The following is a 16,599-nucleotide window of genomic DNA, read 5'->3' as shown; positions in this document are numbered from 1 at the left end:
TGCTCGGCGCCCTCGCCGCACTCGGTCTCGCCGCGTTGCCGGCCGTGTCGCAACTGCCGGGCGCCGTCGACTCGGGCACGGCCGCGCTGCCGCAGCGCGTGCTGTCCGACACGCCGTTTCCCACCGCGCAGCATTTCGTGACGAGTGAGCTCGCCCGCACGATCGGCGAGCGCAACGATGCCGGCGAACGCAACGATCGCAGCCAGCAGCCGGGCCTGTTCGCGCCGCTCAGCGCGCATCGCAACGACATGCTCGGCTACGCGAACCTGTTCCAGTTCGCCGCCCCTGAAAACCAGCACGGGATGCGCGCGGGCGACATCGAGCTCACGCTGTCCGATACGCTGAACCGACTCGACGTGCCGCCCGAAGTGCGCATCCAGCTCGGCGATCTCGTCAGCGGCAAGGTCGCGATGCGTGCCAGCGCGCAGCGCGGCGACTACTACCGCGTCGCATTCGAGTCGAACGACGGCACGCCGCGCCTCACCGCGCTCGAACTGCGCGTCGCCGGCCGCACGTTCGGCGCGATCTGGTTCCGCGCGCCGGGCGCCGAGCACGGCGCGTACTACGCGCTCGACGGCTCGCCGCTCGAAGCCGCCGCATTCACGATGCCGGTCAAGTGGACGCGCATCAGTTCGTTCTTCGGCGAGCGTATCCATCCGCTGTCGCAGGCGATGGCGTTCCACACGGGCGTCGATCTCGCCGCCCCCACCGGCACGCCCGTCGACGCGGCGGCCGACGGCGTCGTGTCGTTCGTCGGCACCGATCCGGGCGGCTACGGCCGTTATGTGATCGTCGATCACGCCGATGGTTACTCGACCTATTACGCGCACCTGTCCGCGTTCGCGCACGGCCTCAAGACGGGCGAAACCGTGAAGCAGGGCCAGCGCATCGGCTCGGTCGGGATGACGGGCGCCGCGACGGGCCCGCACCTGCACTTCGAGGTGCGCGTCGCGAACAATCCGGTCGATCCGCTCGTCACGCTCGCGAGCGCGCAGACGGCGCTGTCCGACATGCAGCTCACCGCCTTCCGCCAGGAAGCGGCGCAATGGCGCTTCCGCCTCGCGTCGATCAATACGGCGCCGTTCGCGTTCGCGCAGAACGACGGGCCGCTGTGGGGCGATTTCGCGACCGATTCATCGACGCTGCGCGCAGTCTTCAATACGCATTACTCGGCGTCGTAATGCATCTGCCGCCTGCCGTTGCTCGACGAGCAGCGGCGCGCGCGGCCGGCTCTCTACCGTCCTTGCCCTTCTCCCTGGCCGCCGGGCCTGACCTGCCTGGCGCGCTATCCGCGGCACCCATTCACCGGCACCGCCTCGCCGGCCATTCAAAACGGCCGAAGCGTGCCGTCACCGTGCGGGTTCCGTGAACTCGGCCGCCGCGTGCGCGGCGCGTTCCGCGCGCGGGCGCCGCGACAGCAGCCAGCGTGCCGCGCCGTCGAGCGACGTGCACAGCACCAGATAGATCAGCGCGACGAACAGGAAGATCGGCGCCGGATACACCATCAGCCGGTTGTTCACCTGCGTCGCGACGAACGACAGCTCCGGCACGCCGACGATATACGCGAGCGACGTATCCTTCACGAGCGCGACCCACTGGTTGACGAACGACGGCGTCATGATGCGGATCGCCTGCGGCAGCAGTACATAGCGCACCGTCTGCCAGCGCGTGAGCCCGAGCGACAGCCCGGCCTGCCATTGCCCGTCACCGGCCGCGACGATGCCCGCATGCACCGCGTGCGCGAGATACGCACCGCCGATCAGCGCGAGCGCACATACGACCGTCGCGAGCCCCGGCACGTCCATGTGCAGCAGCATCGGCATCAGGAAGTAGGTCCAGAAAATCAGCATCAGCACCGGAATCGCGCGGAAGAAGCCGATGAACGCGAGCAGCAGCACGCGTACGGGGCCGCGCGCGAGCGCCATCGCAACGCCGAGCGCGATGCCGAGCACGGCCGACGCGACGGCCGACGCAATCGCGAGCAGCAACGACAGCGCAGCACCGCCGAGCGGCCCTTCCGGGAAGGCGCCGACCAGCAGGTACGGCAGATTGGCGAGCAGCAGCGAAAAATCCATCGTCAGCGCCCCGCTCCCAGCCGGTCGCGCCATTGCGTGGCGGCATACGCGCCCGCCTCGATCGCGGCCACCGCCGCGACGTACAGCACGGTTGCCACGCCGAATGCGGCGAACGTCTTGAACGTCTCGGTCTCGACCTGCCGCGATGCATACGACAGCTCGGCCACGCCGATCGCCATCGCGAGCGACGAGTTCTTCACGAGATTCATGTATTGGCCGAACAGCGGCGGCAACGCGATACGCACCGCCTGCGGCAGCACCACGTAACGCAGCGACTGCATCGGCGTGAGGCCGAGCGCGGCCGCCGCATCGTGCTGCGCGCGCCGCACGCCGCGCAGGCCGGCTTCACACTCTTCGGCGACGAATGCGGCCGTATAGGCGCTCAGCCCGACCCAGCCCGCCACGAATTCGAACGACGGCCATGCGAGCGTGAACGGGCCGAAGCTCAACGCATGGCGTGCGTTGAGCCACGCGATCCACGTGTCGGGCAGCAGCGACGCAACACCGAAATACCAGAACAGCAACTGCACGAGCAGCGGCGTGTTGCGGAACGTGACGACGTACGCGGCCGCCACCATGCGCGGCGCCGTGGCGCGCGCATGCCGCATGACCGCGAGCAGCAGCCCGCCGGCGGTCGCGACGACGGCCGACGCGGCCGCGAGGCCAAGCGTCAGCAGGAAGCCCTGCCAGAGCCAAGACAGATATTTGGGAGCCAACCCGAGCATGCTGTGTTGCGGGCGCGAAGCGCGCGATCGAAGGAAAACGAAAAGCGCCGCGCGGCCGATGCTTTGGCCGATCGCGGCGCGCGTGCGATGCGGATCAGGTCTTGTCGCCGATCCGGAAGATGCGCGTGAGCGGCGTCTTCGTCGTCGGCCCGAACCATGCGTCGTAGATCTGCACGGCGCGGCCGTTCGCCTCGAGCCCCTTCAGCGTGTCGTTGACGAAGCCGAGCAGGCGCGTCTCGCCCTTCGGCACGCCGACGCCCATGTAGTCGTTCGAGATCGTGAACGCCGGGATCTCGTAGTTCTGCTTGTCCGGCACGTTCGCGAGCAGCCCGATCAGCTTCGGGCCGTCCTGCGTGATCGCCTGCACGTTGCCGGCGCGCAGCGCGGCGAACGCGAACGGCGTGTCGTCATACGCGACGATCGTCGCCTTCGGGAATTTCTCGCGCAGCGTGATCTCGTTGGTGGTGCCCTTGTCGGCGCCGACGCGCAGCGCGTTCAATTGGTCGGCCGATTTCAGCACGCCTTTCTTCGCGAGAAACTGCTGGCCCGACGAGAAATACGGAATGCTGAAGTCGACCTGCTTCGCGCGCTCATCGGTGATCGTGAAGTTCGCGAGCACGAGATCGACCTTGCCCGACGTCAGGAACGGAATGCGGTTTGCCGGGTTGGTCGGCTGGAGCTGCAGCTTCACGCCGAGCTTGTCGGCGAGCGCCTTCGCATAGTCGACGTCGAGACCGACGATGTGATTGCTTTTGCCGTCGACATAGCCGAACGGCGGGTTGCTGTCGAACGTTGCAACGCGCAGTACACCGGCCTTCTTGATGTCGTCGAGACGGTCCGCATGCGCGACGGTGCCTGCGGTAATGAGCGCGGCCCCGACGAGCCACGTAGCGAGCGTGTGGAATTTCATGAGCACGACCTGATTTGTTATGAAGGCCGCCGCGGATCGCGCGGCGGCCCGGTTCGAAGAACATCGCGACGGAGTGTGTCGTCGCGAAGCCGCTAACGTATCAGCGCGTGCGGCGAATCCGAACCAACAAATGGTGCTTTGCTCAGCGGGTTTCGTGATGAGGCGCGCGGGCCGCGGTTCGCATCATCACGGGAACGTAAACGTGAATTCCGCTGCCCCGTTCGCGTTTCCGGGCCTCAGCTCGCCATCCGCACCGGTTCGGATATACCGGGCACTGAGCGGGATCGTTGCCGTGTCGGCGTTGCGATGCATCGGGTAGGTCGGGGCCGTGCCCGGCTCGCCGTACGCAATTCGCTCGTTCGTATCCCGGTGCATCATCACGATGTTGAACCCGTGCGCAACCGACCGGCCGGCCGGCGCGCTCAACTGCAGCAATGTCTTGTCCGGATTCGGCTGCGCGGCCTTGTCGCGGAAACTGATCGACGGCTTGGCCATGACCGCGCATTGGCTGAGCGTGATATCGAAACTGACCGGCTCCGACATCGCGTTCAACGACGGGAACCTGTCGATCGCGACATTCCCGAGCGTGACCGGCTTGATCCAGTTCGACTGGATCTCGCAGCGGTTCGGCACCTGGACCTCGCACTCGCTGCCGATGCAGACGTTGCCGGCGCCGGCAAAGGCGATAGCCTGTGCGCACAAGGGCGTCTGTTGAGGCACCGTCACGGTGCCGCCCACCGACGCGGCGCCTTTCGGCAAGTCGATCGCATAAACCTCGACGGTCGGATTGCCCGGCAGGTTCTTGACGACCAGCTTGCCTTGCGGCAACTGCGAGACAGGCTTGTCGAGCACGAGAAACTGCCGGAAGAGCATCCGCTGTACGTTGGCACCGCCTTCGTTCGCGCGACCGAGATTGTGCTTCACGGTCACCATCGGCAGCGAACCTTGCAGCAGGGTATTCTCGTCGCCGTCGCCAGATACGCCTGCCCACTTGAAGCCGATACCGTTGACGTCTGTCTTCGCGACACCGTTCGTGACAATAGAGCCCGTTTTCCAATGCCCGGCCCCCACCAGTTCGTGCTCCCCAGACGCAATGCCGTACTTGAACGAAACGAAGAGCGAAACGGTGCGTCGGTACAGGATCGCGCCGACCGGTGTCGCACTCGTCAACGGCGTAATCATCTTCCAGGTTGACGCATCGATGTTGCTGAACGAGCAATCCAGTGCCGTCGCACCACCAACGCCCTGCGCCATCGCGGGTGTACCGAATGCTAGGACCAGGTGCCCTGCCATCGCAAGGCGACGCACAGCCCGGCCGATTCGCCCGGGCCTGCGCCGTTGATTCGTCTTCATGCTGCCTCCCGTTGCATCGGCGGCGGGCGCCGGTCATGCGCGCCCGCCGCCTGCTGCATTACTCGATCACACCGAGATTGAGACCGGCAATCTTCTGCAGCCCGGCCTCGCCTGACGCGATGCTGTTGCGGAAGGTGCCCCGGTTGATGCCGACGAGACCGCCCGAGGTCTGGTACGACGACACGTTGATCCGCCCGCTCGCGGCCGAGCGTTCGACGAGCCCTGCGTTCAGGCCGCCCAGCGTCGCCCAGCGTCGCGTAACAGCCGGCGCCGACCGTCCCCGACGCAGACGCGTCGCGCACCGTGCCGAGGTTTTCGCCGGCAAACCCGCCCACCGTGCTCGACGAGCCGCCCGTCACGTTGCCGGTTGCCGACGCGGTGTCGATCGTGCCGAACGTCGTGTTGGCGCCGGCGAAGCCCCCCACCGACGCACCGACCCCACCGTACACGTCGCCGCTCGCATCGACGTTGGTCAGTTCGGCCGCGTTGCTGCCGACAAAACCGCCCGTCTTGCTGTAGTTGCCACCGCGCGTCGTGCCGCGTGCGACCGAGTGTGCAATCCGGCCGCCGAGATGGCTGCCGACGAAGCCGCCATTGGCGCCCTGCCCACCTGTGACCGCGCCATGCGCTTCTGCCATGTCGATTGCTGCATCCGCGCCCAGGTTGATGCCGACGAAACCGCCGGTCGAGCCGGTCGAGTCGCTCGTGACGGCGCCCAACGCCTTGCCGTCGGTCACTTGGCCCTGGTTCAGCCCGACGAAGCCGCCAATCGCTTGCGCATATCGGCCATCCACGACCCCGCTCGCACTCGAGCCGGTGATCTTGCCGGTATTGCTCCCGACGAAACCGCCTGCCGAGCCGCCCGATCCGCCCGTCACGCGCCCCAGCGCCGCTCCGTCGACAATCGTTCCGAGCAGGTTCGCGCCCACGAACCCACCGACGTTCACGCCGGCGATACCGGCACCCGACGTCGTGCCGCGACTTGTCGACCTCAGGATCTTGCCGCCCCGGTTCATGCCGACGAGGCCGCCGATCGATGCCAGGTTCGACGCGCCACCGGTGACGGTAGCGTTGGACTCGCTGTCCGACACGACGCCTGCGTCCATCCTATCGATGCGGTTTTCGCCGACCAGACCGCCAACGGCGTACGACATTCCATTGCCCGCCACCGATCCGGCAAACGACGATTGGGACAGCTCGCCGCTATTGATGCCGACCAGCCCACCCAGCGCATTGCTGCGGCTGGCGCCTGCACTCACCTGCATGCCCGTCGCAGTAACGTTCGTGATCTTGCCGGCGTTTTCGCCCACCAGCCCGCCGATGGCCACCGGACCGACACCGGACGCGGCACTGACGCGCAACGACGCCAGCTTGAGGTTGGCGAGCGTGCCGGTGTTGCGGCCGAACAGCCCTGCATACGGATCGCTGCTCGTGATGATGAGGTTGCTGATCGTGTTGCCGAGGCCATCGAACACGCCGGAGAACGACGCGCCCGAACCGATGGTCTTGAACGTGGTGCAGGAATACCAGGAACAGGAACCGGAGATGGCGTTTCCGAGTACGTACAGCCCGCCGAGATTCGTATTGACGCCCTGCAACTGCTGCAGGTTCTGGATCACGGTATAGCGATAGCCGTTCGACTCGAAGCCGGCCCCCGCTCCCGACAGCGTCACGGCCGCGCCGCCCGCGAGCGAATGCGTGACGCCATAGTCGAGCGTCAGCAGCGCGTTCGCGCCGGTCAGCGCGATCGGCGCAGCGATCCGCACGCTGTTCTTCGCGTCGATGCTCACGCGCGCGTTCGCACCCGTTGCGCGCAGCGCGCCGTTGACGGACACGTCGCCGTGCCGGCTGGCCAGTGCCAACCGGTTGCCGCTGGCCCAGGTCACCGGCCCGTCGACCGATACCGCGCCGCGTTCGGCAACCAGTTCGACATCGGTCGTCGCGAGGTTGCGCGACAGCGTATCGGCCACGATCGTACCCGGCTGGTTCGCACCCGCCTTGACCGACACGTCGGACGACGCGATGCGCCAGGTGCCGCCGCGCCCGTTGGTCGCACGCGTATCGACCATCGTACCGAGCGCCACCTTCACGTCGGCGCCACGGGTGTCGACCGTCCCGCCATTGCCCGGCATCGTCGCGCTTGCGTTCAGCGTGCCCGCCACATTGACGGTGCCGGCGTCGTGACCGTCCAGCGAGATCCGGCCGGCGACGTTCCTGAGCGTGCGCGCCTCGATGGTGCCCTGGTTGTTGACCACCGTGCGCAACACCGTATCGATGGTCTTCGCGCCCATCAGCACCCGCCCGCCGTCGGCCTTCAGCAAGTGCTCGTTGCTGACCAGTGCGTTCATGGTTCCCTGATCGATCTGCACGCTGAGCAGCTTGCTGCCGTCGAAGTTCAGCGTGGCGTCGCTGCCCGCGCTCAGCGCGACGGTGCCCATCTGTGCCTGAACGATCCCCATGTTGACGACTCTTGCGCCGAGCAGCGCGATCGCGCCCCCTTCGCTGGCGGCGAGATTACCGGCGTTCCATACTTCGCTCGGAGACTGGCCGGAGAACCGGAAGCGGTTCGCTTCGAAGTCGTCGTTCTTGATGTCCAGCGTCGTCGCCACCAAGCCGCCGACATTGACCTGCGCGCTCTTGCCGAACAGGACGCCGTTCGGATTGACGAGGAACACGCGACCGTTCGCCTCGATATTGCCGTGGATCGAGCTGCCGTCCTGACCCATCACCCGGTTCAGCGCGATCGACGTCACGGACGGCTGGTTGAACGTGACGCGCTGCCCCTTGTCGATGTCGAACGTCTGCCAGTTCGTCACCAGCTTGTCGCTATGCTGGTTGATCGACATCTGCTGCCCGTTGTCGTAGCGAAGAATGTCGGCTTTCCCGGACCCGATGTTCTCACCCGTCGGCAGCGCCTGGACGGACGTCGCCGCGCCGCCCGCGAGCAACGCCAGCACCGCGACGACACGCGCGCGCGTCGCCGACTTGCCGTGCCGGCGCACCCGTTCGCCGGCCACCTGCCAAACGCCCTGCCCGGCGTTCCATACCAAAGCGTATGTCTTGTTCATTCTCGTTTTCCTTGTTGTGGTTGAGACCCTGTCGATTCCCCGACAGGACGGGTACTGCAACTCCTGGCACGCCGCGGCACCGGCACATGGCGCCGCGTGCGGCCGCGCCGCTACGGCCCCAGCTGCGCCCGGTATTCCTGAGATGCCCCGCTGTCGTCGACCGCGTCGAACACGATCTCGCCCGATCGCACGCCGATCGGCATATCGATCGGGACGCGAACCTGGCTGAACGGCGCGATCTCCGCCGCCCCGCTGGCCAGCGCGACCGGCTCGCCGTGCAGCAGCACGCGCGTCAGCGTCACGTAGTACGGGGTGGGATTCGTGGCGACGATCGATGGGGAGTCCTGCCGGTCCATGCGCGCCCAGGTCAGCGCGTTCGGCGCCTGATCCGGATCGCCGGCCAGGGCGGTCGGCCGATACAGAATCTTCATGCGCAACCGGTACGCGATGCGCAGCGTGTTGTCGCTTGCCGGTGCGGCCGGTGGCACTTCGAGCAGGTTGATCCAGAAGCAGGATTCCCGATCCACCGGCAAGTCGGCTCCGATGGACTGCACGCGGATCGCCAGCGACTGCGCCGGATCGAGTCGCGCGAGCGGCGGCGAAACGACGAACGGCACGCGCATTCGATCGGGATCGGCATTCGCGTCGCCCACGTCGAGCCATGCCTGAACCAGGATCGGCGCGGCGCCACCGTTGCGCGCGACGATCGTCAGCGCACGGGCATCGCCGGGATAGACGAAGCGGGTTCCGACCACGGACAGCGCCGCGTGCCCGTTGACTGCGCCGACGCTCACCGCGCAAGCCACCACCGCCGCACGCACGATGCGGACAAAATCGGCCCCGCGACCTGTACGGCGCGGCGGCAGGGACGCCGCAAGTGCGGAACGGACATCGAGAACGCGCATGGAACTATCGCTCCACGCGCTGGCCGCGCGCCGTCGCCGCGACAGGCGCAATCGTAGGAAGTGCGCGGCACACACGTGTTAGCGTCACGTAGCCGCGGGCGGTACGTTCCTGCGCCGGCACCGCATAGTCGATTACGCACCGCTGATCGGCACGCGTGCCCCATTCGACACGGATCTGCCCGTCGTCGTCGGCACTGCGCACCAGCAGGCGGCTACCCTGCCCGACCGCGCCCAGCATGGTGCCGGTGCGTGCGTCGAGCGCACGCGCCGCGAACGGCAGTGGCCGGCCGTCGTCGGTCTGCGCGTCAATCAGCAGCGCCCGCGCCCTCTGCGTGTCGTACGACAGCAGGACGACCGAGCCCGAGCGGGGCGCGACGCTACGCGATACCGTCTTGAGTTCGACATCGTCGGGGATATCCTTCGGATCGATGTCGATCTTGTTGAGCTGATACGGCGTGAGGCTCGGTACGATCGCGTAGCCGAACCGGTCGACGCGCGCGTTCGAGTTACCCACCAGGGCACCGCGCGCGTGCGGCGCGCGCACGACGCCGATCGTCTCGCTCAAGGTGGGCGCCGGCGTCAGGCCGCCCGGGTGCAGCACCAGGCCGCCCGTCGCGTTCGCGGACGCCTGCTGGTAGTCGCTTCCCAGGCCGACGTTCGCCGACAGCGACACGGCCGGCAATTGATAGCCGACGCCGAAACTGCCTGACGGCGCCCGGTTGTTGCCGTCGTAACTCGACGACAACGAGTACGATCCTGCGCTTTGCTCGCCGAAGCGGCCGGCCAGGCTCGCGGTGGCACTGGTACCGGCACGGGTGTCATGCGTCATGAGCGTGCTGAAGATCGGCGCGCGCCGCGCGTTGCGTCCCAACGGAATCGAAACGTTCAGGCTCACGAGCGTGCTGCCCGCCCCGCCGCCGAACGACGGTTGCCGAGCAGACAGGTTGCGCACGCGCTGCACCGACGCGGTCAGCGTCGCATCGCGCCATTGCGTGCTGTAGCCGAGCGTGAAGCTGAGCGACTGCCCGCCTCCCGCCCAATAGCTGAGCGCCGATCCGTTCGCATAGACGCTCCCCGACCTCCCGATCTGCTGACTCACGTTGAGATCGACCCGATTGCGCAGCCGCGCAAACGAAGCGGTTGCCGCGCCTTGGTCGTCCCGGCCGTTCAACAGCAACGCGTCGCGCAGGCCGAGATAGCCTTTCGTCGAGTAGCGATACGCGAGCAGCGAAAAATTCGTGCCGCTGTTCGGCAGGTTCTTGCTGTACGACACACGAATGCTCGAGCCGGTCAAGCGCTCACTGCCCGGCGGCTGGGTCCGTGCGATCGTGACGTCGGCCGCAAAGCCGCCGATCGACGTATTGAGCCCCACTCCCATCAGTACCGACTGGTAACGGTTCGCAAACGCGGCGCCGCCGTATGCCGTCAGCGCATTGCTGACGCCGCGCTGCACCGTGAACTGGCCGACGTACTGCGTGCCGATGCCGCCACCGACGTCGATCGCCCGTCCCGCCATCGCGCTGAACCGCGTGCTGCCGGGACGCAGTAATTGGACCGCAGTCGCGAACGGCACCACGAAGCTGCGTGTTTCGCCGTTGGCTTCAGTCACCGTCACGTTCAGGTCGCCGCCGTAGCTCATCGCCTGCAGGTTGTCGATCGCGAACGGCCCCGGCGCGACGGTCGTCTCGTGAACGAGATAGCCGCGCTGGTAGATCGCCACTCTGGCATTCGACTGTGCGACGCCACGTACGACCGGCGCGTAGTAGCGCTGTTCATCGGGCAGCATCCGGTCGTCGCTGGCGATCTGCACGCCGCGGAACGACACGGCGTCGAACAGCATCCCGCTCGTCGAGCTCTCGCCGGCCAGCAACTGCGCGTGCCAGCCGGGCAGATCGGTTTGCGCATAGACGTAGCCGCGCTGATAACGGGTGCCGCCGCGTTGCGTCCAGGTAAGGTTGCCGTTGTGGCGAATCCGGAATCGCCCGGCGCTGGCCGCCATCGAGAGGCCCGTGTAGAGCTGCGAGGATTCGTAGCCGCCCGAACGCGTCGTGAACACGCTGGCGTTGTAGTTCAACCACGCGGCTGGTACACCGTTCGTCCAGTTGGCCGGATCGACGTAGGTACTCTGACCGGCGTAACGCATGTAGAACCGGGGAACCGTCAGATACAGTTTCTGCTCGGCTGCATCGAACGACAGTGCGGCGCCGGGTACATACCGTGAAACCGCCTCGCAGATCAACCCTTCAGGCACCGGATTCGGAGGCTGGCTACCGTCCTGCCCCCGCGCGCTCCGGTCAAGATCGACACCCGCCCGCTGCAGCAGTAACCGGTCGTAGCAAGGCAGCACGTCATCACGCGCGTCGCGATGGAATGTGATGTCCTCCATGCCGCGCCACTGCCCGTTGACGATCAGCTCCACGCGATGCAGCCCCGGCTCGACGGCGTTCGGACGCTCGAACGGCGTCGTGTCGATCGGCTCGCTGCGAGGGCCATGCATCAGCATCGAGTCATCGAAATGTGTCTTGCCGGCCGCCGGCGAACCGTCCGCGTTCTCGCTGCGCTTGTCGTCCCGCACCACCGCGACGGCCGTATCCGCGACGGCGTTTTCACCCGACGTCATCGCGATCGACGCAAATACCGATGCGACTGCCATCAGACAAGGCCGCTGCGGTAGTCGCAGGGGGAACTCCGATACGCATGAAGAATGGAAACCTGCTGAACTGCGCATGTGGATACAGTTATTTCGCATACCGATCCAATGCATCGGGATCGGCATGCTGGGTGATGCCTTCTGGATGGATGTGTTGCGTGGAAAAACTGCTCAGTCGGTCAGTTTTTTGGTTATCGTGCTGCGTCCGCCGTAATCGTCGATGGTCATATAGCGCACGGTCCTCGTGCGATGCGACTGCGTGAAGACACCCGGCAGCGGAAAGCGTTGGGTACCGAACGGCGCGACCATCCCGCCACCCGCCTCCACGAAGGTGCCGCCGACCTCGGCCTCGACCATCCCGAACGACACGTAGTACGGCGTCGGGTTCGACACCTCGAGCGTGATCCGTCGTCCGCCCGCGCGCTGCGCATCGGCAGACGCTCTCCAGACCAGCGCGTCCTGCGCCGTATCGACGTCGTTCTCGAGCGCCGAGGGCCGGTAGAACAATTTGATGCGGGTTCTGAACGCGAAGCGCAACTGGTTGTCCGCGTCTTGCTGCACCGTCGGCACCTCGAGCACATTCAGCCAGAACACCGATTCTCGGTCGGACGGGAGCGACGCCTGCATGTTCGTGATGCGCAACACCGCGCCCCGCCCCGCTTCGACACGCACCAGGGTCGGTGCAACGACAAACGGCGTGCGCATCTGCTCGGGCGGAACGTCGGCGCGACCGTCGTCGATCCAGCTCTGCGCGAGGACCGGTTGCGTGCCGGAATTTTCCATTCGGACCGTCACGTCGCGAGCACGCTCGGGAAAGATCACCCGGGTACCGTTCAACAGCAGGGCTGCCTGCGCCAGCGTGGCGCAGGCAGCCCATGCCACGACACCGGCCACGACGCCTGGATAAGGAATCCGAATTGACAATGTCATGACGTGTAACGCGAATGGGACTGATCAGTGGTAAGCGAGCACGTACCGGATGAACGAGTTACCGGAACCGGCCTTGATGCCAGCCGGCAAGGCCGTCGATACGTATGCAGCCTTGTAGGTCAGGGTCGCGGTGTTGTTCTCGACGGTCGCAATCTGCGGGTCGGTCTGCGGCGTGCCGAGCATGATCTTGCCGTTCTTGGTGTTACCCGCGTCCTTGATCTGGATTTCGATGCCCTCCGCCGGCTTGGTGCCGATGAGCTTCAGGTTGCCGGTCGACGGGTTGATGTTGACCGACACCGGATCGAACTCCATCACGACCTTCGTGCCGTTGGCACAGCCCGTATTGCCGCCAATCTTTACACTGAACTGGACTTCATTCGACGTCTTGCCGATCGCATCGAACATGGCCGGGTCAACGCGGTCGCCAAGTTGCACCTCTTGCCGGTTGCTGGAGCCAGGCGCCTGGCCGTTGACGTTGCAGGTGACGTCGGAGATGCTGCCGTAGAAGGCCAGCTCACCGTCAAATGCATTGGCAATCGACGGCACCGTCGCCACGCTCGCCAGGCCGGCCACGACGCAGCCTCGAAGCAAGTTCATTTTCATGTTTCAAATTCCTATCTAAATGGATGTTCGTTCCCGGAACAGCCCGATCGGCTCGGAAACTTCCGGAGGGGCTTGGTTTCTCGAAGCGCAGATCGCATCGCGCCATCTCGAATACATGAAATATGCATTCAAGAAAACGACGACATCGCCATTCTATTTTTCGTCTCCGCCTTATCAAATAGTACGAGTAAGAAATGTGGATATCATTTATCCATTCGTTATATTGGCTTGCAGCAGCAACTGTGCTAGCCCGCAAAACACAACACCCCACTCCGTACAGCAAGCCGATCCCGAACAGCATGGCCGCTCGACGATTCCCATCAATTTGATTAAAACTCGATAAACAATCAACTAAATATATTCAAAAATCCATTAAAAGACATGTCGGCATCAAAAAATTAGGAATTTTACGAACCAAATAACTACTCGCATAGGACAAGTCAAATCAACACTGCATTCACGACTTTCACGCCGACTTAGCGGCGCAAGTGCGCAAATCGGCATGCCGTCAAAATATTCAACATTCACTTCTCGGTGCGACGTCGCATTTCACTGAAGGCGCGTGCAGGCCGACCGCACGTGAACCGGCTGCATGCAGCGCTGCCAGCGGCAGGAACAAGTGCGTCTGGAAGCGACGCGGCTCGCCGCTTCGCAAATGGATGCGCGTTGCCGCGCCGGCGCAGAACGCGGCAATACGCCGCGCTCTGCCCCTGCATCACCCGGCGAGCGCGGTCGCCGCCTCGTCGATCAGTTCCGCGACCGCCACCGGTTTCGACGCGAGCGACGCATGGCTCGCATCGAGCGTGATGACCTTGCGCGCGTCCATCCGCGCCGACATTCGCTGCTGGTTTTCCGGCGCGATCATCCGGTCTTGGCTCGAGATCTGATACCACGACGGTTTCACGCGCCATGCGGGCGCGTGGATGGTGTCCGCGAAGGTGCTCGCCACCGGCGCCTTCTGCGTGACGGCCATCACGAGCGCTTCATCTGACGAAAGGTCCTGGCAGAAGCTCTCGTGGAATTTGTCGGGCTTGATCCACAGATAGCCGTCGCTGTCGGGGGCGAGATTCGGTGCGGCCGCCGGCAGGTGTTCCTGCGTGATCCCGCCGGGGCTTTCGCCGGCGTCGGGCGCGAACGCGGCAATGAACACGAGGCCCGCGACGTTCGGCAGGTTGCCGGCCTCGCTGATCACCGCACCGCCGTACGAATGGCCGACCAGCAGCACGGGGCCCGCCTGCTGCGCGACCATCCTGCGCGTGCGTTCGGCGTCGTCGGCAAGCGAAGTCAGCGGCAATTCGACCGCATGCAGCGACGCATGGCCCCTGCGCGCGAGTTCGACGATCACTTTTGCCCAGTGCGCGGCGCCGCCCCAGAAGCCGTGCACGAGCACGATCGTGGGTTTGCTCATCATGACTCTCCTTGACGTGGCATGTCATCGAACCGTCACTGGCCCGGCCGATCCGGACCGTCGCGCGGACATGCAGCAACCAGCATAGGCGAGCCGCCGCGCGCGACCAACCCCGCCGGGGCCGGCGTGCGACGCAGCGCACCAAAAAAGACGCCCGCTGCAAGCAGCGGGCGCGAATCCCAGTCAAGGAGGTGTCACACGAACTACAGGCCCAGATTAAGGAATTCGCCCGTCATGGACAACGAATCGATTTCCATATCGATATGACGGGACACGCTCACGCCGGCACTTCGCGGGTCGAGCAGTGGATGCCGCCGCCGCCCGACGCGATGCCGAGGATGTCGACCTGCACGATCGCCCGGTTCCCCGCATACGGCCGGATCGCGACGACCGCGGCCGCGTCGGCCGCCGCGTCGTTGAACTTCGGCATGACGATCGCACCGTTGCACGTATAGAAATTGATGTAGCCGGCCGCGAAATTCGTCATCTGCCGGTCGTTCAGGCTCGTGCCGGCCGACGTGCCGAAATTGACCGGCGGCACCAGCTCGACGAGCTTCAGCGGCCGGCCGCTCGCATCGGTCTGGCCCGCGAGCCGTTGCCGGTTGGCGTCCGTCAACGCGCGCTCGCCGGTCGAATTCGACGCGTCGTAACAGCACGCGACCACGCCGGGTGCGAGAAAGCGCGCGTAGAAGTCGACGTGCCCGTTCGTGATGTCGGTCTCGCCGGCCGGCGTCGCCGCGCCGCCGGCACCGCCCGCGCCGCTGCTGCGCGGATAGGTCGCCGTGCCCGGCAGCCAGATGATCTTCCGCACGCCGAGCGTGCGCTGCAGTTCGGCGAGCACCGTGTCTTTCGCCGTCGGCAGCAGCGTCGCATTCGCGATCACGCCGTTCGGGATGTCGAACAGTTGCGGATTCCGGTTCACGTGCAGCACGGACGATTCGGTGAGGATCGCCGTCGCGTCGCCGTCGAATTCGATCGCGCCGCCTTCGAGCGTCAACGTGCTGCGGATCAGGTTCGCGCCTTTCCGCTGCGCCATCCAGCCCGCCACCGCGTTGTCGCGCCCGAACGGCTGGAAGAACTTGCCCGCCTTCGACCGGTTGCTCGCGGCCGCGACTTCCGGCGGGACCGTCGCGCCGGGGCTCATGCCGGCGCCGTCGGTGTTCGCGTTGCCCCAGCCGTTGAAATTGAAGCCGACCGCATTCAGCGCATTGTTGTTCGTCGTATCCCTGACGAACAGGCACCCGGTGTCGCGCACCCAGAAATCGTTGAAGCCGTCGGCGAGCGACACGAGGTTGATCCCGCCCGCGCCCGCGGCGCGTGCCGCGTAGCGCGCATGCAGGTCGGGGTTCGCGACGCTCGCGGTCGCGAGCAGCGCGCGGGCCGCGTCGAGATCGGCCGGCAGCACCAGCATGTCGACCGGTTCGGTTGCGCCGATTGCCTTCGCAACATCCATCAGGTCGGCCCGCACGCGGTCGATGCCGGCATCCGTGCTTTGCGGCGTGGCGGGCAACCAGATGCCGTCCGCGCCGGACGCGAAGGCCATATAGGTGGACGCGTGCGGTGCATCTTCGGCCGGCAGCCGGTACGTGACCGGCCGCGTCGACGGCGTCGTGCCGGGTGTCGTGCCGGGTGTCGTGCCGGGCGACGTGGAAGCCGCGCCGGATGCACCGTCGCCGCCGCCACCGCCACCGCAAGCGGCCAGGCTGCCCAGCAGCGGCAAGCCGAGAAAGGCGGCCGAATATCGAATGAAGCCGCGCCGGCCGGTATCCGGCGCGTGCTGCGTACGCTTGCCTGCGCTCGCGTGGGTACGTCGTTTCGTCATGTTTCAACTCCATTGCGCGGTCGGCGCGCACGCGTACGCGCCGGCTTCCGTCTCGCAAGACGGATTCCGCATTGTTTTCAGTAGTCCGGAATGAACGGCTGCCTGCTACGGTCGTGCGGGCCGGTCACGCATGCCGGCCCGCGGCCGCGT

General features: G+C 65.9%; 12 protein-coding genes. 1 reads left to right on the top strand and 11 read right to left on the bottom strand.

The annotated features are described in order from the left end of the window. Nucleotides 1-1,181: M23 family metallopeptidase (locus tag G3N99_RS09765; protein ID WP_206122262.1), on the top strand; the 1,181-nt coding region annotated here is incomplete at its 5' end. 168 nt (nt 1,182-1,349) lie between these two features. On the opposite strand, the gene G3N99_RS09760 is transcribed toward G3N99_RS09765, so the two are convergent. The 11 genes from G3N99_RS09760 to G3N99_RS09710 form a co-directional block, all read right to left on the bottom strand. Continuing rightward, nucleotides 1,350-2,075 carry an amino acid ABC transporter permease gene (locus G3N99_RS09760; protein ID WP_174934219.1) on the bottom strand — a complete coding sequence of 242 codons (726 nt, stop codon included), beginning with the start codon at nt 2,073-2,075 and terminating at the stop codon, nt 1,350-1,352. A 2-nt stretch (nt 2,076-2,077) separates the two neighbouring features. Further along, entirely contained in the window at nt 2,078-2,800 is a 723-nt protein-coding gene (locus G3N99_RS09755; RefSeq protein WP_206122260.1) for an amino acid ABC transporter permease, read from the bottom strand. Between the two features lie 94 nt (nt 2,801-2,894). After that, nucleotides 2,895-3,710: an ABC transporter substrate-binding protein gene (locus G3N99_RS09750; RefSeq protein ID WP_085038977.1), complete on the bottom strand. Its 816-nt coding sequence runs from the start codon at nt 3,708-3,710 to the stop codon at nt 2,895-2,897. A 186-nt stretch (nt 3,711-3,896) separates the two neighbouring features. After that, the gene (locus G3N99_RS09745; protein ID WP_241011563.1) at nt 3,897-4,964 is read right to left on the bottom strand and encodes a fimbrial protein; all 1,068 of its coding nucleotides are present in this window, start codon (nt 4,962-4,964) and stop codon (nt 3,897-3,899) included. Between the two features lie 95 nt (nt 4,965-5,059). Then, nucleotides 5,060-8,131: a GLUG motif-containing protein gene (locus G3N99_RS09740; RefSeq protein ID WP_241011562.1), complete on the bottom strand. Its 3,072-nt coding sequence runs from the start codon at nt 8,129-8,131 to the stop codon at nt 5,060-5,062. A 110-nt stretch (nt 8,132-8,241) separates the two neighbouring features. Next, nucleotides 8,242-9,087 carry a fimbria/pilus periplasmic chaperone gene (locus G3N99_RS09735; protein ID WP_241011561.1) on the bottom strand — a complete coding sequence of 282 codons (846 nt, stop codon included), beginning with the start codon at nt 9,085-9,087 and terminating at the stop codon, nt 8,242-8,244. Further along, on the bottom strand, nt 9,041-11,689 hold the full coding sequence (locus G3N99_RS09730; protein ID WP_206122257.1) for a fimbria/pilus outer membrane usher protein: 2,649 nt from the start codon (nt 11,687-11,689) through the stop codon (nt 9,041-9,043). Before G3N99_RS09730 ends, G3N99_RS09735 begins: the two co-directional genes overlap by 47 nt. Before the next feature lie 168 nt (nt 11,690-11,857). Continuing rightward, nucleotides 11,858-12,580, bottom strand: a complete 723-nt coding sequence (locus G3N99_RS09725; protein ID WP_346778481.1) for a fimbria/pilus periplasmic chaperone — start codon at nt 12,578-12,580, stop codon at nt 11,858-11,860. A gap of 60 nt (nt 12,581-12,640) precedes the next feature. Next, nucleotides 12,641-13,219 (bottom strand): fimbrial protein, encoded by a 579-nt coding sequence (locus G3N99_RS09720; RefSeq protein WP_174934239.1) that lies wholly within the window; start codon nt 13,217-13,219, stop codon nt 12,641-12,643. Nucleotides 13,220-13,934: 715 nt separating this feature from the next. Further along, nucleotides 13,935-14,630 carry an alpha/beta hydrolase gene (locus G3N99_RS09715; RefSeq protein WP_174936893.1) on the bottom strand — a complete coding sequence of 232 codons (696 nt, stop codon included), beginning with the start codon at nt 14,628-14,630 and terminating at the stop codon, nt 13,935-13,937. 274 nt (nt 14,631-14,904) lie between these two features. Beyond that, nucleotides 14,905-16,449: an agmatine deiminase family protein gene (locus G3N99_RS09710; protein ID WP_206122256.1), complete on the bottom strand. Its 1,545-nt coding sequence runs from the start codon at nt 16,447-16,449 to the stop codon at nt 14,905-14,907. Between the last annotated feature and the right edge of the window lie 150 nt (nt 16,450-16,599).

Origin of the sequence: Burkholderia sp. Ac-20392, assembly GCF_017104585.1 — a bacterium.
Classification (GTDB): domain Bacteria; phylum Pseudomonadota; class Gammaproteobacteria; order Burkholderiales; family Burkholderiaceae; genus Burkholderia; species Burkholderia lata.
Note: the sequence above shows the minus strand (reverse complement) of the source record. Positions and strands in the feature narration are given on the sequence as shown.

Coding starts and splice junctions, on each gene's coding strand:
- G3N99_RS09760 (WP_174934219.1), bottom strand. CDS start 2,075: ATGGATTTTTCGCTGCTGCTCGCCAATCTGCCGTACCTGCTGGTCGGC.
- G3N99_RS09755 (WP_206122260.1), bottom strand. CDS start 2,800: ATGCTCGGGTTGGCTCCCAAATATCTGTCTTGGCTCTGGCAGGGCTTC.
- G3N99_RS09750 (WP_085038977.1), bottom strand. CDS start 3,710: ATGAAATTCCACACGCTCGCTACGTGGCTCGTCGGGGCCGCGCTCATT.
- G3N99_RS09745 (WP_241011563.1), bottom strand. CDS start 4,964: ATGGCGCAGGGCGTTGGTGGTGCGACGGCACTGGATTGCTCGTTCAGC.
- G3N99_RS09740 (WP_241011562.1), bottom strand. CDS start 8,131: ATGAACAAGACATACGCTTTGGTATGGAACGCCGGGCAGGGCGTTTGG.
- G3N99_RS09730 (WP_206122257.1), bottom strand. CDS start 11,689: ATGGCAGTCGCATCGGTATTTGCGTCGATCGCGATGACGTCGGGTGAA.
- G3N99_RS09720 (WP_174934239.1), bottom strand. CDS start 13,219: ATGAAAATGAACTTGCTTCGAGGCTGCGTCGTGGCCGGCCTGGCGAGC.
- G3N99_RS09715 (WP_174936893.1), bottom strand. CDS start 14,630: ATGATGAGCAAACCCACGATCGTGCTCGTGCACGGCTTCTGGGGCGGC.
- G3N99_RS09710 (WP_206122256.1), bottom strand. CDS start 16,449: ATGACGAAACGACGTACCCACGCGAGCGCAGGCAAGCGTACGCAGCAC.